The 23001-nt window shown below is 72.8% G+C and carries 12 protein-coding genes; 4 read left to right on the top strand and 8 right to left on the bottom strand.

The window, feature by feature from the left end; all coding sequences use genetic code 11:
* Positions 1 to 382: 382 nt before the first annotated feature.
* Together FRCN3DRAFT_RS0225625 and FRCN3DRAFT_RS0225630 are read right to left on the bottom strand one after the other, a co-directional pair.
* On the bottom strand, positions 383 to 6493 hold the full coding sequence (locus FRCN3DRAFT_RS0225625; protein ID WP_007517378.1) for a pentapeptide repeat-containing protein: 6111 nt from the start codon (positions 6491 to 6493) through the stop codon (positions 383 to 385).
* Positions 6494 to 6666: 173 nt separating this feature from the next.
* Positions 6667 to 8526: a tetratricopeptide repeat protein gene (locus FRCN3DRAFT_RS0225630; protein WP_007517379.1), complete on the bottom strand. Its 1860-nt coding sequence runs from the start codon at positions 8524 to 8526 to the stop codon at positions 6667 to 6669.
* Between the two features lie 788 nt (positions 8527 to 9314).
* Here FRCN3DRAFT_RS0225630 and fxsT point away from each other — a divergent pair.
* Positions 9315 to 11921 (top strand): FxSxx-COOH system tetratricopeptide repeat protein, encoded by a 2607-nt coding sequence (fxsT, locus tag FRCN3DRAFT_RS0225635; RefSeq protein ID WP_007517381.1) that lies wholly within the window; start codon positions 9315 to 9317, stop codon positions 11919 to 11921.
* 126 nt (positions 11922 to 12047) lie between these two features.
* Here the strand turns inward: fxsT and FRCN3DRAFT_RS0225640 are convergent, their stop codons facing one another.
* From FRCN3DRAFT_RS0225640 to fxsA, 3 genes are read right to left on the bottom strand one after another with little or no spacing between them, the layout of a single operon-like run.
* Entirely contained in the window at positions 12048 to 13934 is a 1887-nt protein-coding gene (locus FRCN3DRAFT_RS0225640) for an HEXXH motif domain-containing protein (protein ID WP_007517382.1), read from the bottom strand.
* Positions 13931 to 15154, bottom strand: a complete 1224-nt coding sequence (locus FRCN3DRAFT_RS0225645; protein ID WP_007517383.1) for an FxsB family cyclophane-forming radical SAM/SPASM peptide maturase — start codon at positions 15152 to 15154, stop codon at positions 13931 to 13933. Before FRCN3DRAFT_RS0225645 ends, FRCN3DRAFT_RS0225640 begins: the two co-directional genes overlap by 4 nt.
* A 40-nt stretch (positions 15155 to 15194) precedes the next feature.
* A complete protein-coding gene (fxsA, locus tag FRCN3DRAFT_RS54315) occupies positions 15195 to 15440 on the bottom strand; it encodes an FxSxx-COOH cyclophane-containing RiPP peptide (RefSeq protein WP_157845260.1) in 246 nt (81 codons plus the stop codon).
* Positions 15441 to 15590: 150 nt separating this feature from the next.
* Here fxsA and FRCN3DRAFT_RS0225655 point away from each other — a divergent pair, with 150 nt between their 5' ends.
* Entirely contained in the window at positions 15591 to 16415 is an 825-nt protein-coding gene (locus tag FRCN3DRAFT_RS0225655; RefSeq protein ID WP_007517385.1) for an aldo/keto reductase, read from the top strand.
* A 151-nt stretch (positions 16416 to 16566) separates the two neighbouring features.
* On the opposite strand, the gene FRCN3DRAFT_RS0225660 is transcribed toward FRCN3DRAFT_RS0225655, so the two are convergent.
* A complete protein-coding gene (locus FRCN3DRAFT_RS0225660; RefSeq protein WP_007517386.1) occupies positions 16567 to 17514 on the bottom strand; it encodes a helix-turn-helix transcriptional regulator in 948 nt (315 codons plus the stop codon).
* Positions 17515 to 17623: 109 nt separating this feature from the next.
* Between FRCN3DRAFT_RS0225660 and FRCN3DRAFT_RS0225665 the strand changes: the two genes are divergently transcribed.
* The gene (locus FRCN3DRAFT_RS0225665; protein WP_007517387.1) at positions 17624 to 19240 is read left to right on the top strand and encodes an MFS transporter; all 1617 of its coding nucleotides are present in this window, start codon (positions 17624 to 17626) and stop codon (positions 19238 to 19240) included.
* Positions 19241 to 19456: 216 nt separating this feature from the next.
* On the opposite strand, the gene FRCN3DRAFT_RS0225670 is transcribed toward FRCN3DRAFT_RS0225665, so the two are convergent.
* On the bottom strand, positions 19457 to 20008 hold the full coding sequence (locus tag FRCN3DRAFT_RS0225670; RefSeq protein WP_007517390.1) for an XRE family transcriptional regulator: 552 nt from the start codon (positions 20006 to 20008) through the stop codon (positions 19457 to 19459).
* A 58-nt stretch (positions 20009 to 20066) separates the two neighbouring features.
* Here FRCN3DRAFT_RS0225670 and FRCN3DRAFT_RS46260 point away from each other — a divergent pair, with 58 nt between their 5' ends.
* The gene (locus FRCN3DRAFT_RS46260; protein WP_007517392.1) at positions 20067 to 21452 is read left to right on the top strand and encodes a benzoate/H(+) symporter BenE family transporter; all 1386 of its coding nucleotides are present in this window, start codon (positions 20067 to 20069) and stop codon (positions 21450 to 21452) included.
* 328 nt (positions 21453 to 21780) lie between these two features.
* Here the strand turns inward: FRCN3DRAFT_RS46260 and FRCN3DRAFT_RS0225680 are convergent, their stop codons facing one another.
* Positions 21781 to 22803, bottom strand: coding sequence for a 2OG-Fe(II) oxygenase family protein (locus FRCN3DRAFT_RS0225680; RefSeq protein WP_007517398.1), 1023 nt, complete (start codon positions 22801 to 22803; stop codon positions 21781 to 21783).
* Positions 22804 to 23001: the final 198 nt, after the last annotated feature.

The raw sequence follows: 23001 nt of genomic DNA on the forward strand, positions 1-23001 counted from the left end.
GGACGCACACGGCTGAACCGGCCGCAGGCAGCCGATCGCGGCCAGGGCGGGGTCATTCCACCCGAGGCCGGCACGCCCAGGCGGGGTGGCCGTCCACCACGACCCCTGGGCGAACGCGGATCGTGGCAGACCGCCGCGCCCATAGCCCCACCCAACCAACACACATCGATAGCACTGCCGCGAAGCGTGTCAGCTCAGGCTGTCCATGTGCTTGACCATCTGCCACGATCCGTCAGCGGTGGTGGGCCTGTCATCGACCGCGGTGTTCACGGGTGCCCATATGCCGTGCCTCACGGTCAGCTCCCGGGGCATGACGGTGAAGGGGCGATGGAAAAGGTCACACCACCGACAAACCGGCGCCCCGAGCCCCACCCGGCGAAACTCAGGCAAGCGGCGAGTCGTCCGGCAGGCGGCGGACGGCGGGCAGGTATCCATCCAGGTCGCCGGGCTCGAACCGGCGTTCCCGCACCGACCACCAGAGCCGGCCGCCGGGGTCCCCCCGCAGCTTGTAGGACCCGTCCGGGCGTAGGACGGCCCAGCCGTCCGGCGGCAGGTGGACCAGCGTCGCGGCGGGGGTGAACGGCAGCTGCCAGAGCCGGATCGTGCCGTCGCTGCCGCCGCTGTACAGGCCGGTGCCGTCTGGTGTGAACGCGACCGACCAGACCCACTCGGCGTGGCCGGACAGGACCGCGGGCTCCCGGTCACCGTCGAGATCCCAGACCCGGACCGTCCCGTCCTGCCCACCGCTGGCCAGCCGGGTGCCGTCCGGCGAGAAGGCGAGGCAGGCGACCGCCGGTGGATGGACGAGCAGGCGGGCGCGTTCCTGGCCGGTTGTCACGTCCCACAGGCGGACCCTGCCGCCGTCGCCGCCGCTGGCGAACTGCGTTCCGTCCGGTGAGAAGGCGACGGCTCGCACCCAGTAGGCATAGCTGCGCAGCCGGGTCAGCTGACGTCCGGAGGCGACGTCCCACATCCGGACCCAGCCGTCGCTGCCGCCGGTCGCCAGCCGCCGGCCGTCCGGCGCGTAGGCGACCGCCAGCGCCCAGGGAGTGGTGAGGGCCGGGCCCACCTCCTCGCCGGTGGCGGTGTCCCAGCGGCGGACGGTCCCGTCGCGGCCCGCGGTCGCGAGGTGGGCACCGTCGGGCGAGAAGGCGACGGCGTGGATCGGCGCGCCGTGGCCCTCCAGGCGGACCTCGGGGGCGGCGGGCAGGCCCTCCTCGCCGGGCTGTCCGCCGGGCTGTCCGCCGAGCGGGCGCGGAACCTGGCGGATGGCGGCCACACCGTCGTCGCCGCCGTGAGCGAGGAACCGGCCATCGGGTGAGTAGGCGACCGAGCGCACCCACGGAGTGCCGTCCGCCATCCGCTCCAGCTGGCCTTCGACCCCGGTCGACCAGACCTGGACCGACACGCCGCCCGCGACAACCTGCGAGCCGTCGGGGTGACAGGCCAGCGAGAGGACGGCCCCGCCGCCAGCCGCGACCATCTTCCGCCGTTCACGCGAACGGACGGTCCACACCCGGACGGTGCCGTCGTCACCAGCCGAGGCCAGCAGCTCGGTGTCGGGCGAGAACGTCACCGCCGACACCCGGCCGGCATGGCCGACGAGGCGGGCCCGCGGCGATCCGTCGGCGAGGTCCCAGACCAGCAGGCCCTGCGCGCCACCGGCGGCGAGGAGGGTGCCGTCGGGGCTGACACACAGGCCGCCCGCCGGACCCACCGAGCCGATCAGCGACGCCTCCGCCCGGCCGTCGAGAACGTTCACCAGGCCGACCCGGCCGTCCTCGTGTAGATACGCGAGCCGACCGTCGGGCGCGAAGGCCAGCGCCACCACAGCCGCTTCCGGTGTGGTGAGGCGGGCTCGCTCCAGGCCTGTGACCGCCTCCCAGACCACCAGCTCTCCCGCCGCGCCCGCCGCCGCGAGCAGCGCCCCGCCGGGCTGGAAGCCGACGGCCGTCGCGCCGCCGCGGGGCGCGGCGAGGCGAACGATGACATCGCCGGTGCCGGCCGCCCACACCGTGACCACGTCCTGCCCACCGCCGGCCAGCAGGCTCGTGTCCGAGCTGAACGAGAAGATCCGCGCGGTCTGGTCGGCGCCGCTCATCGCCCGGCAGGCCCCGGTGGTCAGGTCGACGACCTGCGGCCTGCCGTCGACGTGTCCCGCCGCCCGCTGGCCGTCCGGCGCCAGCACCGCTCGCGGCGCCGGCGCGAGGCCGACCGTCGGCGGTCCCGCGGGTGTCGACGGCGCCACGGCCGCCGCCAGTGGCACGGCCGCCGCCAGTGGCACGGCAGCGATTGTCGGCACGGCGCTCGGCGTCGACGCGGCCCCGGTGCCGCGGTCCCAGGTCACGGTCGTGCCGTCGGCGGTGAGGGCGCGCAGCCGGCCACCGTCCGCGGTGAACGCGAGATCCAGCGCACCCGGCTGGGGGGCGACACCCACCGTGGCCGCGTCGCGGCCGACGACGGCGGCGGCGGCGAGCTCCGGGCTGCCGGCGACCCGCTCGTCGAGGTCGGTTCCGACGAGGGCCGCGCCGTCCCAGCGAGAACCCGTCACCACCGCGCCGACCAACGAACAGCCGACGAACGTGGCGCCGGTCAGGTCGGCGCCGCTGAGGTCGGCGCCGACGAGCCGTGAGTACTCGAACCGGGCACCGGCGAGCCGCGCACCGGCGAGACAGGCCCCCGTGAAATCGGAGCCGAGCGCCGTGAGGCCGGCCATGTCCGACCCGGTGAGGTCGGCGTTGCTGACGACGCAGTCGGCGAGCGTCGACCCGGTCAGCTCGACGCCGCGCAGCTCGCGGCGGGACAGGTCCAGGCCCTCGTGCCGGCCCCGGGCCAGCCCGGTGGCCGCCGGGACCGGCGCGCCGAGGTGGCGCGCCACCGCCAACGCGTTCGTCCGCTCGGGTCCCGACGTCCCGGGCGCGTCCAGCACGGACCGCGCCCAGGCCAGCGCCGCGTCGCCACCGGCCTCGGCGGCGAGGAACTCGACCATCAGGGGGGACATCTCGCGCAGGGCCAGCAGGCGGGGCCGGCCGCCGCCGGCCAGCTCGGTCGCCAGCTCGGCGGCGACCAGGTAGTCGGCCACCGAGTCGTGCACGAACCCGAAACGTCCGTCCTCTCCGCGGGTCAGCAGCGTCCCCGAGCCGACGAGGTGGGCGGCATGGTCGGGTTCCAGCACCGCGTCGGACAGCGCGGCCAGGGTCTCGGCGGCGGTGCCGGTGAGCTCGGAGAGGCTGACGGTGCCAACGCCGTCCCGCCACATCCGCACGGCGAGCACCGTCACCATCCGCCGACGTTGGACGGCGCCGAGCGTCTCGGCCGCGCCGGGTGGCCGAGCGCGGGCCACCTCGACGTCGATCCAGGCCGACACCAGCTCCCGGTAGAGCCCGGCCGCGTCGGATCCGTCCCCGGGCGTGGCGACCCGCAGCAGCCGGTCGGGGTCGAGGGTGGCGACGAAACCAAGCATCCGGGGGTTGCGGGCGAGGGCCACCAGATCGTGCGCGGACCGGATCGCCGCGAGGCATTCCCGCGCGCGCCGCTCGGCCAGGCGACCGGGGCCGGGGGAAGGGCCGAGGGAAGGGTCGGGGGCGGTGCCGGGGGCCGCGTCGGAACCGGCGTCGCCGGATTCGAGGTCATCGGCGGTGTCGGGATCGCTGAACAGGTTGGTGAGGAAGGCCAGGATCTGTTCCTCGGTGAACTCCTCCAGCCGGGCCAGGCGGCTTCCCGGCTCCAGTTCGACCCGGCGCGCGAGCGCGGTCCGCACCTGGTCGGTCGAGCGGAAGTGCTCGAGCCGACTGGTGATGACGATCTTCGCTTCCCCCGTCGCGCCGGCCAGCAGGCGGTCGAGGTGCTCCGCGGCCTTCTCGTACGTGACGCGGAAGGAAAGCTCGTCGAATCCGTCGAACAGCAGCACGAGCCGTCCGGTCCGCAGCAGGTACTGGAACCGCCGACGGTCGAATTGCTCCTCCCCCGCGGCGATGAAGTGCGCGGCGACCAGCTCGTCGAGCGAGTGGGCCTTCTCATGGCCACGCAGGTCGATGAGCACGGGCGTCAGGTGCGGGTAGCGATGAGGAAGCGCTCGGGCGACCTGGCGAAGCAGGAACGTCTTTCCCTGGCCCGCTCCACCGAGCAGGACGACCACTCTGGCGCCGTCGCCGACCAGCCAGCCGATGACCTGGTCGACCGCGTCGTTCGCGATCCGATCGCCGCCGGGCTCGAGGCGACGCAGCCGCTGGGCGACGTACAACGACGGCGGGTATCGCGCGTCGGCGGCCAGGCGGGCGGCCTGCCGCGCCTGATAGGGCCTCAGGTCGTACAGCCCCTGATATTCCGGAAAGCTGGTCAGTCGGACACCCCGCCGGCTGGCCGCGGCGACCAGGTCGTCGGCCGCGCGCGGGCCGCCGTAGACCAGCTCGGAGACGACGTTCGGATCGGCGGCGGAGTACGCGCGGTGAACGCCGTCCACGAAGTCCCACAGCCCGGCCTCGTCGATGCCGTGCTCGTAGACGCCGACCGCGATCTGCGCGATGACCCCGTCCCGTTCCCGCGCGACGCGAAGGTACGGTGCGTCTCCGGGCGAGGTGCGCAGGATCGTCACCTTCGCGGCGGAGTGCCGTAGTCGGGTGGCCTCGACGACGCGGGCGAGAAATCCATCGGCCTCTGCCGTCTCGACGGCCAGAGCCGGCAGGTCGGCCGGGGCGGATGGGGCGTCCGGACCGGGGAGGGATGCCGGGGTCGGCCGGGTGGAGGTCGTGCCGGCACGCCGGGGCAGTGCCGTCCCGACGTCGCGCCATGCCCGCCGCACGCTCGCCGGCCCGGCCCGTTCGTCCTCGCCCGTCGGGGCCCACCCCGCCGGCCCCGGCTGGTACGTCCGGCCGATCCGCCGCAGGCCGTCCGCGTCGACGCGGACGAGTTGGTAATGGCCGGCGCCCGCGGGCAGCGGCCGGTCCGGGACAGCGCCCAGCGCGAGCGGGCCGGCCGGTGTCGTCGGCGACGGCGGCGACGTGAACGCCCGGGTGTCGGCACTCTCCGGCTCGCCGTGTAGCAGCAGGTTGAGCCGCCCGCCCTCGGGCGTCGAGTCCGCCCCGGCCGCGGGCCCGGGACGACCGTCACCGCCGCGCGGCGGTTCGGGCGCGTGATGGCGGATGCCGATCCGCAGCCATCCGCGCTGCTCGTACGGGGCCAGCGCGGCGTCGAACCAGCGCTCCTGCCGGGGTCCCAGCGTCGCCGGTGGCGACGTCAGATGGGTGGTCGCGAAGGTCGTGTTGAGCCCGGCGACGGCCACCCAGAGCCGCGGCATCTCGAACAGGGACCACTGCTGGTCGACCAGGAATCCGCAGTCGGTCGTGTCCGGGTAGAACGCGGTCAGCAGGGCTCGGTAGTGCTTCCACTTCGGCCAGAACGGAGGCTCGGGTTCCTCGTCGTCGCCGGCGCAGCTCGCGAAGTAGCCACGGCACAGGTCGTGGTTCACGTCCCGGGGGCCCGGCACGATCGCGACGTGCTCGCGCGGGATGTCCAGCGCCTCCGCGAGGTCGGCGAGCACCGTCGCGGCCTGGGTGAACTCCGGCCTGCGCGCACTCGCCGTCAGGTCGCCGGTGACCACGACGAGGTCCGGCCCGTGCCCCGCCTCGTCGGCCATCCGGCGGACGTCGTCGACGAGGTCGCGGCCGAGGGCCCGCAGCGGCGCGCCGGTCTGCCCCGGGCCGGCGACGAAGGCCTCGCCGTCGCCGATCCGTAGGTTCGGCAGGTGCAGCACGGTCACGGCCGACCGGACGGCGGACTCGGCCGGATCGACGGGCTCGGCCGGGCCTTCCGGTCCAGTCAGGGCCCGTCCAGCGGCATCGGCGGCCGCGGCGGGATCCGCCCCATCGGAGCCCGAGGGAGGCACGGCCACGGCGACGGGACCCGCCAGGGCGCGAGGCGTGCCATCCAGGCCGGGCCTGGGACCGGCTCCCCCACCGCGCGCGCCGCCCCCGGCGGGCGGCCGGTCGCCGTCCTCCGCGACGGCGGCGAGGATCCGCCGGGCCAGCGCGGCGACATGCTCGCGTTGCCGCGCCACGTCGAAGCGGCGATCCCGCCAGTCCTCGTACTGCCGGCCGGCGAGTACCGCGACCACGTCGTGGACGGCCCCATGGTCCGCGGGCTCCAACGAGCCGATGTCGATCCAGTAGATCGGCAGAACCAGACCGGCGCGATGAAGCCGCCGTTCCCGGCTCAGGAACCGCCGAAGCTCCGCGACACACTGCGCACTCGCCAGGTAGCTCGGCGAGATGATGGGCACCAGCACGCTGGCGGTGTCGAGAGCACCGCTGATCCGTTCCTCCCAGGCCTGACCCCACACGAGATGGTCACGGTCCCGGAACACGGGCATGTCGCGTCCGGCGTGGACGCGCAGCTCCTGGGAGAGCATCCTGTGCAGCAGCCCAAGCTGGGCTCCGCCCTGATCCTCGTCAGCGTGCGCGTAGCTGAAGAAACAGGCTGGCTCGGCCAACAGCACCCCCGTGGCGTGGCGAGTCCGTCAGGCGTGTGGACGGTCCGCACACCATCATTGTGCCTACGGTAATGGGGCTGATGGCCTTAGTGACACGGCCGTCGCCATCGTGACTACGCCGGCGCCGATGCCGCCCTACCTCAACCCCGCGACGGGGCCGCCGTCAGCTGGCTCTCGGCTCACCGATGCTGGCCGGACGTCTCCCGCGCATGGCCCAGCCCGGCGAGCGCGGCCTCGCGCGCGGTGCGCACGGTCGGCCGGGTTCCGATGCCCGGACGCAACCGCAGCGCATTGTCCAGGTCGTCGAGCGCGTCGGCGTAGTCCCGCAGCGCGGCGTGTATCTCGCCACGGCCGGCGAGCGCCTCGACCGCGTCCGGCGCGATGGTGAGTACCGAGCCGAAGCAGGCCACCGCCGCCCGCAGGTTGCCCGCCAACCGCAGCGCCCGGGCCAGCTCGATCTTCACCACGAGCTCGGAGGGCAGCCGCCCCACCGCGGCGCCGAGCTGCGCGGTCGCGCCCGCGTACTGCCCCGTCTCGAGCAGCAGGCGCCCCTGCGCCACGAGCAGCCAGCCGACCGCCGCGTGGTCCTGCGCCATCTCGTAGTAGTTCGCGGCGAGCCGGTACTTGTCACCGGCCTCGTCGAGGCGCCCGCCGCGGAAGTACACGTCCCCGAGCAGTGACGCGGCGCGGCCCAGGTCCCGGGTCGTGACCGCCTGCGGATCGGCGACCACGCGTAGAGCCTGGCGTTCGGCCAGCATCAGGTCGTCGTCGGCGAGCGCCGCCTCGGCTGTCTCCAGGAGGGCCGAGACCGTCGCGGTCGCCGGGCGGCCCGCTCCAGACCCGCCGGGGACGACGAGGTCACGCGACGGCCCGCGGAACCGCCCGCTCAACAGCGTCGGGTCACGCCGCCCGCCGGGGGGCTCCGGAGCGTCCGACGTCGGCGGCGCGACACGAATCACATGCCGGTCCACCAGTGCGCGGATCACCGACGCGGAGGGACGTTCCTCCTCCGGACGCCACCCCGGCGATTCACCCGGTTGTCCCGGGGCCACCACGCGCAGCCAGTCACCCAGTCGGGGCGCCGACACGCCGCACAGGTCGGCGACCTCGGTCACCGCCGCGGCCAGGAACGCGCCGATGGCCCCGTCGACGTCGACGTGCCGGCGCACGTCGTCGGCATCGATCATGGTCAGGTCGACGGGCAGCGCCGCCCAGAGCGCCTGGCAGGCGATCTGTACCAACACCGGCTCGACCGCCTCGGCGAGCACCGGGCGCCGGGTGGCGAAGGCCCCCGTCGCCGTCTCGCTGCGTATCGCGCGCAGCAGCTCCTCGGCCGCGTCGACGGACATGGAGCGCCCCGTCCCGGCGGTCGGCGCGAGAATCGCCTGGAAGGCTTCGTGCGGAGCCAGGCGGGACACGCCGAACGTCATCGCCGCGTGCCCACCCAGGGTCGCGACGAATGGCTCCAGGGCGGGCAGCGACTCATCCCTAACACAGAGGACGAGGCGGAAGTCCGAAAAAACGTCGATCAATTCGGCGAGTTGGTCGAAAAACGTCAGCCGATTGACGCCCACACGACCGTTGCCACTGACGACGCTGTCCAGGCGGTCGATGACCGCCACCATCGGCCGGGAACCATCCACATACCGTGATACCCGCAGGCGTCGGACGAACTCGGCGATCGAAAACTCGACCAGCTGTCCCGGCGACTCGGCCGGCGACCAGGATGACAGCAGGGCAAAGATGTAGGGGTTGTGTTCGGGCATGGCCGCCAACGGCACCGACAGCCGGCCCGTCACCTGCCCTACGGGAAGTACGTCGACGCCACGCGCCTGCAACAACGGCATGGCACCGGCCTGTACCAGCGACGTCTTGCCGACACCCGACGGGCCATGTACCACGACGACCCTGTTGTCCGCGCACAGGTCGACCAGTTCCTGCGACGCGGCCGCCCGACCGTGAAAAATCCGGTGCTCATGCGTCTGATATGGGCGGGCGCCGACATAGGGACCAACCACGGACGCCGGGAGGGTCGTCACGTTCCGCTCCGCCGCCACGAACCCTTCGCGTCAGGTTCCCGGCCGGTCGGCGCCGCGCGGCGGTCGGCGCGCCGACCGGCCGTCGCGGGGGGCGCGGATGCGGCGCGAAGTGGGCCGCCCGCAACAGGTCCGCGCATCCCCCTCACCGCTATACCCGCCCTACCATGTCTCGACGTGCCAACCGGCACCTGATCGGACACAAGCTCATCATCGACCGCGACCCCGCCTCGCGGCTGTTGACTCTGGGTGTCCGCAGCAGTCTTATCAGGTCTGCTGCATGCCGTGTCAACTGGGCTCGGACGCGCTTCGAGCCACCGCTCGCACGAGGTACGCGGTCGTGCGCCTTGCGCCCTTGACGACAGCTCTCCCGCCCATTTCTCGGGCCGCGACATTACCGACATGTTGCCCAGGCCGTCGCTCGTCCGGCCGTTCCAGGATCGTGCGGCGGAATCACCCGTCGACGGTGCCTCCCGCGCCGCGGCGGTACCTGGATCGCGGGCTTGGGGCACGTCCGTTTGACAGGTCATGCAGCGGGCCTGATAAGACTGCTGCGGACCCCCCTGGTCAACAGTCGCCGCGCGGAGAGGCACCTGCGGCCATGCACGAGGAGCCGTTTCTCATCCACATGGCAACCTTCGCCCCTAGCCGCGGTGACTGGCTATCCTCCGTCAGGACCGGTCCATGTCAGGCACGGCGGCTCTCCTCGGCCGGTACTGAAAAGCAGGTGGCGAAACTCGCGCGGCCGCGCCTGCCTAGCCGTTGCTAGGGGGACGCGCCAGCGTATCATCATGCATCATCTGGATCTGAACGAGCAGCCGGGGGCCCCCGTGACGGAGATGGTGGATACGACCGCGCCGGTGACCCGCGGCGTGCCGTCCGTCTGGGGAAGCGTCCCCCAACGAAACAAGAACTTCACCGGCCGGGAGACGCTTCTCGCCGATCTTCGGGAGCGGCTCACCGGGAAGGTCACCGCTGTTCTCCCGCATGCCCTCCACGGGCTCGGGGGTGTCGGAAAGACGCAGCTCGCCATTGAATACGCCTACCGGTACGCCGAGGACTACGACCTGGTGTGGTGGGTGTCGGCCGACCAGCAGCCGCTGGCCCGCTCCGCGCTCGCCGGCTTGGCGCCCCGGCTGGGTCTCACCGGTGTCGCGGCCGGCCGGCTCGAGGACGTGGTGCCCGCGGTGCTGGACGCGCTGCGCACCGGCCGGCCCTACGCGCGCTGGCTGCTCATCTTCGACAACGCCGACCAGCCGGAGACGATTCGGGAGCTGATCCCGCAGCTCATCGAGGGCACGACCCACTCGCCGGGGCACGTGCTGGTGACCTCCCGTAACCATCGTTGGGAGAGCCAGGCGGACGTCGTCGAGGTGGACGTGTTCGACCGTGACGAGAGCCTGGCCTTCCTGAAGCGCCGCGTACCAGGCATCGGCACGGACGACGCGGACCGCCTGGCCGTGGAGCTCGGCGACCTCCCGCTGGCGCTGGAGCAGGCCGGCGCTCTGCAGGCCGAGACCGGCATGCGAGTGGAGGACTACCTGCGGCTGCTCGCGAAGGAGGCGAGCAAGCTGCTGGCGGAGAACCCGCCCTCCGACTACCCGGTTCCGGTCGCCGCCGCCTGGGCGCTGTCGGTGAGCCGTCTCAGCGAGCAGCTGCCGTTCGCCATGGACCTTCTGCGCCGATGTGCCTTCTTCGGTCCGGAGCCGATCCCGCGTGACGTGTTCGACCGCGGCCGGTCCGTGATCGACTCACCGCTACGGGCGTCCCTCGAGGATCCGATCCTGGTCAGTCGCGCCATGCGCGAGCTGGGACGTTACGCCCTCGCCCGCATCGACAACCGGAACAAGTCGGTGCAGGTCCATCGCCTCATCCAAAGACTCATCCGCGAAGAACTCGACGAGGAGCAGTCCGCCGGCATGCAGCGTGAGGTTCACGAACTGTTGGCCGCCGCGGACCCACTGGACGCCAGCGACCCGGCCAACTGGCCGAGGTACGAGGAACTGCTGGCGCACGTGATCCCAGCCGAGGTCGTGTCCAGCGCCCACCCCAGGGTCCGGCGGCTGTTCTCCAACATGGTGCAGTACCTCTACGAGACCGGTGACTACACCACCTGCCGGCAACTGGTGGAGCTGGCGATCGACCAGTGGACCGCCGACCCCGGTCAGGACGAGCGGGACGTACTGCGGATGCGTGCCCTCAAAACGGACGTCCTCTGGCAGCTTGGCCACTATTCGGAGGCCTACAACCTGCGTCGGCCCACCCTCGACCGAATGCGGGACACCCTCGGGTACGAGGACGAGGACACTCTCATCGTCACCAGCGGACATGGTGCCGACCTGCGGGTCCGCGGCGAGTTCGCGGCGGCGCGCGACCTCGATGAGGACTCGCTCGCGCGCCATCTGCGGATCTTCACCGCCGAACATCCCAGAACGTTCAACATCGCCAACAACCTGGCCGTCGACTGTGGCCTCAACAGCGAGTACCGACGCGCACGCGAGCTGGACGAGAAGACCTACCAGGATCGGCTCGACTTCTACGGCGCCGACGATCACCCGTCCGTCATCTTCTCGCTCAGCGCCTGGGCGCGGGACATGCGGCAGGCCGGCGACTACGTCGCCGGTCGGAAGACCGCCGAGCAGGCCTACCAGCGATACCAGGTCCTGCTGAAATCCGGTGGGCGGCGGTTCACCGAGACCCACCCGTGGGTGCTGCTGGCGGCCAAGGACCTCTCGGTCGCGCGGCGCAAGGCCGGTGAGTTCGAGTCCGCGCTCGACCTGGGCAAGGAGGTGCACGAGAAGTACGAGCGCACCTACGACAAGCGGCACCTCGACCGCCTCGCGGCGGGCATGAACCTCGGCAACGCCCTGCGGGCCAGGGACGAGCTCGAGGAGGCGGCCAACGTGATCATGGAGACGGTGGCGCGCTACAAGGAGTCACTCGCCCCCAGCCATCCGTACGTGCACGGGTGCGCGCTGAACCTCGCCCTGGTGCAGCGCCAGCTCGGTGAGGTGGCCGCGGCCCGAGAGCTGTTGGAGACCTCACGCGCGGGCCTGGAGACGAGCCTGGGCCAGACGCACCACTACTCCCTGACCTGCGTGTTCAACCTCGCCAACGTCCACGCGGAGCTGGGCGACTGGGAGCGGGCACGGCAGCTCGACGAGGAGGCCCTCGCGGGGCTGGAGAAGCGGCTCGGTCAGCAGCATCCGCACACGATCGCCTGCGCGGCCAACCTGTCGCTCGACCTGAGTGCGCTGGGCAAGACCGAGGAGGCCGAGCAGCGCCAGGCGGAGGCGCTCCAGCAGTACACGGCGGTACTCGGCCCGGATCATCCGGACGTTCAGGCGGCCGCGGCGGGCCGCCGGGTCGACTTCGACTTCGAGCCGCCGCCGCTCTAGGCACGAGGGGCCGATCGCCCGGTTGAGGTTATCGGGCCGCTGCCGCCGGTCTGGCGTATACGCGCGCGGCGGGCGTCAGCGCCTGTTTCGGCGTGGAGGTCCCGGAGGCCGCAGGTCCCGAATCGGTCACCACGCGATCCAATGCGCCAGCGTGACCGGGTTCGGTGCAGCTGGGTTCGGCGCGTCTGGGTTCGGCGCGACCAGGTTCGGGCGGCTCGGCGTCCGCCGGATCTCCGCGTGCAGCGCGGCGAGCTGCGCTGGGCAGCGATGCAACGGCGCGGCCTCGTCCAGTCGCCCGCTCACCACCGCCAGTCCCTCCCAGGCGCCCGCCGAACCGTCTTCGCGGATCTCCGCGGCATAGCGGACGGCCGCCTCGGCATGGCGCCCGGCGATGAGAAGCACGTCGCCGGAACTGGCCACCGCCGCCGCGGCCGCGGCCAGCCGAGCGGGCTCCGATGCCTGCTTCTCGAACCCGTCGGGATCGCGGATGCGCTGATACGCGAGTTCGAGGCGGACGTCGTCGACCTCCCGTTCGGCGGTGGGGGTCACCCGCCCGCGCGGCATGTCCCGAGGACACGGCGCGCCGGCCCGCCACGCCCGGGCGGCCAGTTCGATCGCCGCCTCGTCCGGTCGGACGTTGCGTAGCTGCCACCCCGCCCGATGGCTCGCGGCGACGTCGTCGGCGAGGCACTCGACCCACGGCCGGACCGGTTCGTCGAGCATCGGCCTGAGACGGGCCCGCATGCCCGCGACGAACCGTTCGCCGAGCGCGGTAAGCCGTCCGGACCCGGCCACCGTGTCCATCGCCGTCCACACGGCCCGTCGCCAGCGGGCGAACTCGAAGTCGGCATGTCGGCACAGCGCGCGATCAGCATCGATGTCACGCAGAGTTATTCGTCGCATCCTCCAGTAATCGACAATGCCTAGGTAGGCATAGCAGCCCTGTAGGAGGTTCCCCACTGGCCGTGGGTCGGGCCGCCACGGCGCATAGCAGGTGGCGGGCGACGGCCCATCCACCAGGTTGACCAGATGGGACAGTGCCGCCAACTTGCCGTGCTGCGCCTCGTGTACCAGCGCCAGCGCCAGCGCCGGCCCGCTCACCGGGGTGGTGGACGCCATGGCACCGAACGCGTGCCCCGACGTCCCGCTCGTCTCCTGCCCCGTCGGGCCGAAACGCAGGGGGACCACGGAGGTGACCAACTCGCGGATCACCTCGGCGCGCGGCCGATGGTGACAGACCAGCTGCCGCCACGCCTGCGCCAGGAAGTGCTCCCACCGTGCCGCCGTGGCCTCGTCGAGACGGGGATGCGACGGCAGGCCGCCGAAGCCGCGATAGGGGTCGAGGTCGTCCAGAGCGAGGTCGATCTCCAGGCCATCCGCCGCTGTCCGCAGTCGCCGGACGGGCAACCAGCGGGCGTCAGCCGAACCCGCCTGGATCGGCCGCTCGCCGTCGAGACCAGGCCCATCCACCGTGGCCCCGGCCGGTCCGCCGCGGATGACGTACCAGCCGTCGCGGCCCACGGCCGCGGCTCCCAGGCCCGGAAGGTGCACCAGCCCGGCGCGGGCCGGCACCCGCACCTCGAAGCACGCGCCGACCCGCACCGCGGCCGAGGCGGCCATGCCGCCGAGGTAGCCGAGGTCGACCGCGAGCGATGGCGCGCCTCGGCCGGTGCCGGTGCCGGTGCCAGCGGCGTCGTCCCCGTCGCCGGCGCCGGCAGCGCCCAGGCGGCGGAGGCAGAGCATGCCCCACGTACCAAGCGGAGGATGCAGCAGCAGAGTCGTGATCGTCGCCAGATGCGCCCGATGTAGCTCGGCGATCAGATCGAAGGCGGTCTCGGCACCGCTCTCGGTGAGGTCCAGCGGACGGAGCCGGCGGGCGGTGTCCACGACTGTGCGCAACAGCACCAGGCGCAGGCTGCCCTCGGCCGCCCGCAGCGCGCCCGTCGCACCGCCGTCCCCCGAGGCCAGAGCGTCGAACTCGGCGATGGAGATGCGGTGTGTGCCGCCGGTCACCGGCCCACCGCCGGAGGTGCCGCTCTGAGATCCTGAGCGACCCGCCCGCGAACATGCTCGATCAGCGCCAGGAGATCGGCGCAGTACACCGAAGGGTTACGGAATCCGCTGCCCGCCCGGTAACGGTGTGGGTAATAGCCACCACCGCAGACATCACGCACCCGGCAGTCCTGGCAGACCGGCGCGAGCGCCGCCACACCGAGCTGACGTGCCGCGATCCCAGGATGGGCGAGGACGTCGTCGAAGGAGTGCCCAGTGACCGTCAGACCGGTCGCGGCGGCACCCGGATATGACGACTTCAGAGTGTCAACCTGTTCAAGAGCGCCGTTGGTCTCCACGACGACGAGATCGACCGGCGTCAGTCCTAGCGATTCGGACCGGCTCTGACCGCCGAGCAGCAGGTTGATGATTTCGGAGAACAGACGGACGTCGGTCGGGCACGGCCGGGCGTCATACCAGCGGTCGAAGGCGCGAGCCAGCCATGAGCCATAGGGCACCACCCGGCCGTCGCCGCCATGACCGGGTGGTGGCGTGGTCCAGTTCCCATGCGGAAGCAGGAAGTCGATCCGCGGTGCGCCGAACGCCGCGAGCTCGTCGAATGTGGCCGCCGGATCGGTGTCGAGGCTGATGGTGCTAAGAATTCCACGGAATATCCGTCGGAAGCGGAATTCGCCGAGCAACCGCAGGGCACGGACGACCGCGGGTCCGCTGGGGGCGCCGCCGGCGAAGCGCCGGTGGTCGCTGCCGGCCGTGCCGTCGAAGCTCACGCTGACGCCGATGTCGTGCGACACGAGAGCGCGCAGGAAGGACTCGTCCAGCTGGACGGCATTGGTCTGGATGGTCACGACGACCTGCGTCGGAGGCGCGACGGCCCGACGCAGCGCCGCCGCGAAGGAGCACAGCGTCTCCTTGCCCGCGAGCAGCGGCTCACCGCCGTGCAGCACGACGTGGACGCGCGCCAGCCGGTGCGTGGCGGCGTGCTCGGCGATCCGCCGCACCACCGCGTCGATGACCGCCGGTGGCATCACCCGCGGCTGGTCCCGCCAGGTCTGGTCGCCCATCTCATAGACGTAGCAGTAGTCGCAGGCCAGGTTGCACCGACTGTGTATCTTGACGACGAACTGCCGGATCGGGACCGGCCGCCAGCCGCCGGCCTGTAGCTCGGCGACATCGAGAAGATCACGCGGCCATTCGACAGATGCGGCCCGCCGACCAGGCATGGGCGCTGACCCGGCGAGAGGCAGCACGGTGACGCTGATCTCAGAGCGAGCTTTGAAATCCGGACGTGTCCTCGTCCAGATTCGCGGCAATGGCGAGAACCCGTGCCACCGAGCGGCCGAGCGCCGAATCCGGCGAACATTGCTCGTCAAGCAGCTGAACGAGGTCGACGGCGCGCAGGTCGATGAGACCTGAGTCGACATAGCCGATGCCGGTGGGATCGGGGTCGACGACGCCCGGGACCACCGCACAGGGATCGGATCGCATCGCAGGTCCCTCCTCGGGCATTCCTAGCGCCATAAATTTACCGCGCTGGCACACGAAACGCGCCATGATCGGAGGACGTGGGATCCGCGCGGACCTTCCGCATGCCCGGCGGACACTCACCGCGGGCGACCCGAGGCGCGGCCGTGGCCCGCGCGGTGGGAGGGTCGCGGTATGGCGACGGTGCCGACGCGGGTGATGAACGACGGCCATGAGCTGCCGGTGGTGGGACTCGGGACGTACAAGATGGCGGATCCGGCGGCCGAGGTCCGGGCCGCGCTGCAGGCGGGCTACCGGCTCGTCGACACCGCCGCCGCGTATGGAAACGAGGACGCCGTCGGCGAGGGCATCGCGACCAGCGGTGTCGGGCGGCAGCAGATCGTGGTGACGACCAAGCTGCGCGGCGCCGACCAGGGCTACGAACCGGCCCTGCGCGCGTTCGAGGAGTCGCGCGGGCGGCTCGGGCTCGAGTACGTGGACCTTTTCCTCATCCACTGGCCACTACCTCGACTGGACCGCTACGTCGACTCCTGGCGCGCCATGATCAGGCTTCGCGACGACGGGTTGGTGCGCTCTGTCGGCGTCTCGAACTTCACCCCCGCGCACCTCGGCCGGCTCGTCGCCGAGACCGGTGTCGTTCCCGCCGTCAACCAGGTCGAGCTGCACCCGTACTTCACCCAGGACGCCCAGCTCGCCCACGACACCGGGCTCGGCATCGTCACCCAGGCCTGGCAGCCGCTGGCCCGCAAGACGGCCCTGCTGTCCGACCCGGCCCTCGCCGTGATCGCCGAACGTCACCGGGTCACGCCCGCCCAGGTCGTCCTGCGCTGGCACCTTCAGCGCGGAGTCGTCCCCATCCCGAAGTCGTCCTCGCCCACCCGCCAGCGGGCCAACCTCGACGTCTTCGGCTTCGAGTTGACCGCCGACGAGATGGTGACGGTCGCCGATCGCCCTCAGTCCCGCGGCGGCGGCGACCCCGACATCGACGAGATCCGCTGACCCGCGCCAGACCCGACCCGCGCCAGACCCGACCCGCGCCAGACCCGACCCGCGCCAGACCCGACCCGCGCCAGACCCGACCCGCGCCAGACCCGACCCGCGCCGGACCCGACCCGCGCCAGCGCCACGGCGGGCGCGGCCTGTGCGCCGGTCAGTCCTGGATGCCGCCCGCGGCCGTGGCGCGAGCCCGCAACTCGGCAAGGCGGTCACGGCTGACGTCGTCGATCGGCGTGTAGACCACCATGCGGACGCCGGGCAGCGTGCCGACGTCGAGATGGGTCGCCCGCGTCGTGACCTCGCCGACCTCCGGGAAGCGGAAGCGCTTGTTGCAGGGACGCGGCGGGGCGACGTTGTGCGTCGCCCAGAGGCGGGCGAACAGGGGGCTCGCGGCGCAGAGCCGGTGGACGAAGTCCTGCCACTCCGGGTCACCCAGGTGCTGGCTGTAGCGGTAACGGAACACGGCCACGCCCTCGGGGGCCTGCTCGTCGAGGTTCAGGACCGGGTTGATCTCCGCCGGCGCGGTGAACATGAACCACATCGAGTTCCGCTCGGCGGCCGGGGCGTTCACGATGTGCGGGAACATCGCCGCGTAGGCGTCGTTCCAGGCGAGCACGTCGGAGCGGGCGTTCACGAGCGAGGCCGGCAGCGGGTCGAGGCCGTCCAGGATGACGCGCAGGTCCCGCGTCGCCTCCTGCGGCTCGTCCGGGGCGGCCGCCGTCTGTGGCACGTCGGCCAGCCGGAACAGGTGCTCGCGCTCGGCGACGTCGAGCCGCAGCGTCCGCGCCACCGCGCCGAGCACCTGGACGCTGGCGTTGATCGGCCGCCCCTGCTCGAGCCAGGTGTACCAGGTGACGCCGACGCCGGAGAGCTGGGCGACCTCCTCGCGGCGAAGCCCGGGAGTGCGCCGGCGGGGGCCGGGCGGCATGCCGACGTCCTCGGGGGTGACGCGCTCACGCCGGCTGCGCAGGAACGACCCCAGCTCCGCGCGGCGCTCGTTCGCCAGCGTCCCGGGCCGCCGTGCCTCGCCAAGGGGCCGCTCCCCCGGCCGCCGCTGCCGGGGCGCCGTGGGCGGGTGCTCGATCTCCATCGGCTGCGCCATGCTCACGCCCTCCAGGTTGCCTGACGACGGTCCGCCGTGCCTGGTGCTGTCAGTACCAGTATGAGCAGGCTCTCGTTACTGGTATCCATCGGGGCGCAGGCTGACAACCATGACAGAGACGACCGAGATGGCCGGGCATCAGGTGCCCAACCCGGCCCCGGGCGGGCCAGTCGAGGCCCGCACCCCCGCGGACCTGCAGCTCGTCCCCCCCCGCGCACCTCAGCAACCCACGGCCCAGCCTCGTTCCCAACCGCCGGAACTCCGCCTCGCCCCGAACCTCCAGCTCCCGGCCCAGAGCACCCGGACCGGCGAGGCCGCGGCCCCGGTCTCAGCCCCGGCCCCGACACCGGCCCGACGCGGCGGCGGGCTCGCGCTCGCGGTACTTCTCCTGGGCCAGTTCATGGCGATCCTGGACGTCAGCATCGTCAACGTCGCCCTGCCGACGCTGCGCACCGACCTGAGCACCTCCGACGCCGGTCTGCAGCTCATCGTCGCCGGTTACGTGCTCTCCTACGCGGTGCTGCTGATCACCGGCGCGCGCCTCGGCGCGATGCTCGGGCATCGGTCGACGTTCCTCGTCGGGCTCGCCGTGTTCACCGTCACCTCCGGCGCCTGCGGCCTCGCGCCCGGCTCCGGTGCGCTGATCGGATTCCGGTTCGTCCAGGGCGCCGGTGCCGCGCTGATGACCCCGCAGGTCATGAGCATGATCCAGCGGACGTTCACCGGCCCGGCCCGAGCCAGGGCGCTGGGCCTCTTCACCGCCGTCGTCGCCGGTGGCGTCGTGGTCGGTCAGGCGGCCGGCGGCCTGCTGGTCAGCGCCGACCTGTTCGGCTCCGGCTGGCGTCCGGTGTTCCTGCTCAACGTCCCGATCGGCGCGGTGCTGCTCGCGATCGGCCCCCGCGTCCTGCCCAGGGACGGCGGGCGGCACGGCGTCAGCCTCGACCTGCCAGGCCTGCTCGTGATCAGCCCCGCCGTACTGCTCGTCGTGCTGCCCCTGATCCTCGGCCACGACGAGGGCTGGCCGGCGTGGTGCATCGCGTCGATGGCCGCCGGTGTGGTGCTGTTCGGCCTGTTCGCCGTGGTGGAACGCCGCGTCGCCGCCCGCGGCGGCCAGCCGCTGATCTCCGGCCCGGTAGTGCGCGCGCCCGGACTGCTGCCAGCCATGGGCGTGCTGACGCTCGCGCCGGCAACCTGGGGCGCGTTCCTGTTCACCACGACGCTGCACCTGCAGGGCGACCTGGGCATGGGCCCGCTCGGCTCGGGGCTTGCCTTCATACCGTGCGTCGCCGCGTTCGCCCTGGTCAGCCTCAACTGGCAGCGGCTCCCGGGCCACTGGCACAGCCGCCTGGTTCCGGCCGGGTTCGCCCTGGCCGCGGTCTCCTACCTGTGGGTTGGCCCGCTCGCCGGCGGCGGCGTCGGCTACGAGGTGCTCACCGCCGTGATCGGCCTGGGCCTCGGCGTGATGCCGATCGTCATGACCGTCGCCCTGCAGCACGTCCCGTTCGAGAACGCGCCCGACGCCAGCGGCCTGCTGCTGACCGTCATGCAGCTCGGCCAGGTCATCGGGATCGCCACCGTCGGCACCATCTTCCTGACGGCTGCCGAGAACAGCCACTCCACCCGCCACGCCGAGTACGCCACCGGCTGGGCCCTCGCCGTCACCGCCGTCGCCGCGGCCGCGACCGCCCTCATCCTCGCCCGCAAGCGAGCCTCCCTCGCGGGTTAGAGCATGGAGCGCAGGCCCCGGGTGGCCGGCCATCGAGGCCGGCCACCCGGGGCTTTCCCGTCACCGGGCCTTACCCCGCTCTTGGGGCTTCGCGGCCTCGCGGCCTCAGGGCTTCGCGGCTCTGGGGCCTCGCGGCTTCAGGGGCTCGGGCGTTGCCGCCCCCGAGCTTCCAGCGCCCGCTTCTGGTGCTCGCGCTTCTGGCGCTCGATGTCGCGTTCAGCCGGCTCGGTCCGGGTCGGGGAGGGGCGGAGAGCGGATGGTAAGGACGGCCTCGACGGCAGCGGGGCCGAGCGCCTGGTAGCCATGCTCGGCGCTGCTCTCCCACACGGCGGTCTCGCCGGGGCCGACCTCGGTCTCCTGGCCGGGCAGGCCGGCGCGGGCACGGCCGTGGGTGACGAGGAAGTGCTCGACGACGCCGGGGCCGTGCGCGGTCGAGACATGCCGGGCGCCCGGGTCGAGGTGCAGCAGGTAGACCTCGACGGTGGTGCCGTCGGGATGGCGGGTCGCGTCGAGCAGGCGCGCGCCGATGCCCGGGGAGGCGATCTCGGCACCGCCACGCTCGGCGAGCAGCGTCGAGAGCGGAACGCCGAGCGCCCCGGCGAGCGCGTAGAGCGTCGACAGGGTCGGGTTGCGGGCGCCGTTCTCGATCTCCGACAGCGACCCCTTGCCGACCCGGGCCCGCGCCGCGAGCGCGCCCAGCGACAGGCCACTGGCCTGGCGGGTCGCGCGCAGCCGGGCGCCGACGGCGGCCGCGGCGTCGGGTTCCATGGCCGGCAGCCTATCGATCGTTCTGTTTTCAGAACGATCGATAGGTACTGTTCTGTATATGGAACAGCACTACCTCGACGCGCCCAGCGGCCCAACCGACACGGTCGATGCCGTCGACACAGCGAGCCCGGGCAGAACGACCGGCGTGTCGGGCGAGCTGCCCGACCGGGCCGGGCTGGGCGACCACGCAGCTCCGGGAGTGCCGGTCGTCGACGGAGTACCGGTCGTCCACCTGGTCAGCGCGGGCGTCGTCGTGGCTCTGGTCGGGTTCGCGAGCGCGTCCGTCGTCGTGCTGGCCGGGCTGCGCGCGGTCGGGGCCAGCCCGACGCAGGCAGCCTCGGGCCTGCTCGCCGTCACCGTCACCCAGGCGCTTGGGACCCTGTGGCTAAGCCGCCGGCACCGGATGCCGGTGCTGCTCGCCTGGTCGACCCCGGGCGCGGCGCTGCTCGCCTCGACCGGCGCGGTCGACGGCGGCTGGCCGGCCGCCGTCGGGGCCTTCCTCGTCGTCGGCGGACTGATCCTGCTCACGGCGCTGTGGCCACGTCTCGGCGGGCTCATCGCGTCGATCCCGGCGCCGATCGCGCAGGCCATGCTCGCTGGCATCCTGCTCACGCTGTGCCTGGCGCCGGTCCACGGGCTGGTCGACCATCCGGCGCTCGTCGCGCCGGCGGTCGTGGCGTGGCTGGTGCTGCTGCGGCTCGCGCCGCGTTGGGCGGTGCCGGTGGCATTCGCCGCCGCCGTGGTGGCCATGGGGATCTGGCTCGGCCGCCACGGGGGTCTCGACGGGCCGCTCCTGCCACGCGTCGAGCTGACCGCGCCGACGCTGACCTGGGCCTCGGTGCTGTCGCTCGCCATCCCGCTCTACGTCGTCACGATGGCCTCGCAGAACGTCCCCGGCGTCGCGGTGCTGTCCTCCTACGGCTACGCCGTTCCTTGGCGCGAGTCGATGACGGTGACCGGGGTCGCCACCGTCGTCGGCGCGTTCGCCGGCGGCCACGCGATCAACCTGGCCGCGATCACCGCGGCGCTCGCCGCGAGCCCCGACGCGCACCCGGACCCAAAGCGGCGCTGGCTCGTCGCGCACCTCGCCGGCTGGACCTTCCTCGTCCTCGCCCTGGGCTCGACGGTCCTGGTGACCGTCGTGACCGCCGCCCCCGCCGGTGTCACCACCGCCGTCGCCGGCCTCGCCCTCGTCGGCACGCTCGCCTCGTCCCTGACCTCGGCCCTCGCCGACCCGGACGACCGCCAGGCCGCGATCGTCACCTTCGTCGTCGCGGCCAGCGGCATCACCCTCGCCAGCGTCGGCGCCGCCTTCTGGGCACTCGCCGCCGGCCTCCTGGTCCGCTCAACCCTGCGCCGCCGCAGGCCCGCCGTCCCGACGGCCGCCGCCACCGGGGCGGGCGCGGCCGCTCCGCCGGGCGCGGCCGCTCCGCCGCGAGACTGACCGACCGGTACTACAACCGGCAGTCCACGGCCGGCAGTCGACCGACCCCGCACCCCCGCTACGGTGCGCCACGAATCGGACACGGCTGTACGGGCTCCTGAGGCCTTTTCGCGGAGCGGCCGGGCTGCCGGGGGGCCTGCCCACCAGCCAAGCGACAGCAATGCCCCCGCGCCGAGACCCAACCGTGTCATCTCAACAAGCCCATGGGCTTGCCCATCTCACACAGTCCGACCGCATGCCTCGCCACTGTGTCGGATGAACGAGCGTAGAGACACGCTCATCCGCCACGATCGGGTCTCGCGCGCCGCCCGCGGCGGGGCTTGGGGGGTCAGGGGAGGGTGTAGGCGGCGCGCTGGCGGGCCAGGACATGGTCGCGGGCGCCTACGCCCGGGCCTTCAGTGGCGGAGCGGCCTTCGACAGCGCAGTCGGAGTCCTCGGTGGGTGAGCCGGCCGCGGTCCGCTCGGGGGACGCGGGAAGCGCGGGGGCGACCCAGGTATCGAGGTCGGGGTGGTGGAAGAACACGACCGAGTAGCGGTCGGTCTGCGCGGCGCCGGGAGTGCGCGGCGGGTTGACGACCCGGTGCAGGTTTTTCGGGATCTGGCCGCGGGTCCACAGGTGCAGCAGGTCGCCGGCCTGCAGCAGGATCGCGCCGGGCGGGAAGTCGACCGGCACCCAGGCGCCGTCCGCGCCGAGCGCAGCCTCCAGCCCGGACCGGCCGTCGGCCCAGAGCAGGGTCAGCCCGCCGATGTCGGCGTGCGGGCGCTGCCGCGTCTGGCCGGGAGCCGGGGCCTCCGGCTGGGCGAGGTAGTGGTTGACGCACAGGTTCGAGTGCTGCCGCGTCGTCCAGGCGGGCAGGTCCGCGACGGGCAGTCCAAGCGCCTCGCCGATCATCTCGACGAGCCGGTTCGTCAGCGCCCGCGCCGTCCGGTAGTACGCCGTCCAGCTCGCCGTCAGCCGCGCCGGCCGCTTCGGCCACAGGGGGAACGACGCCGCCCACCCGGCATCGTCGGCATAGGCCGCCGGATCGGGAAGCGCCAGCTCGTAGCGCTCCAGCAGCAGCGCGTCCGGGCCGCCCTCGTAGAGCGGCTGCCAGCCGGCCCACTCCCCCGTGCCCGGCCAGCGCACCGGCGTCTTCTGCTCCGGTTCGAGGGCGAAGAACTCCTGGGACGCCTCGAGCATCGCGGTCAGGTCAGCGCCGAACGAGCCGCCGGTGGAGAACTCGTCGAGGCCGGTGAGGAACACGCACGAGTTCCGTCGCAGCGCGTCCACCAGGGTGTCGGCGGTGGTCGCCGGAAGGTCGAGCACGGGTACCCGCGCGGCAGGAATGGCGGGAACGGCGGTGGAGTCCATCGCGTCTCCAGGTCGGTGCTGGGTGACCAGGGCTGGGAGGCCAGGGCTGGCGACCGGGGCTGGGTAACCGGGCCGCCGTTCCGACGCTGGAGGTAGATACCCGAGGACGCCTCCGACGCTAGCCGCGCCCGCGGGCCCAGGTCAACGACGGGCACGATCATGCGGGCGCGCCGAGCGAACAGCCGGCGTGGCCACGGG

Origin of the sequence: Pseudofrankia saprophytica (genome assembly GCF_000235425.2) — a bacterium.
GTDB classification, from domain to species: domain Bacteria; phylum Actinomycetota; class Actinomycetes; order Frankiales; family Frankiaceae; genus Pseudofrankia; species Pseudofrankia saprophytica.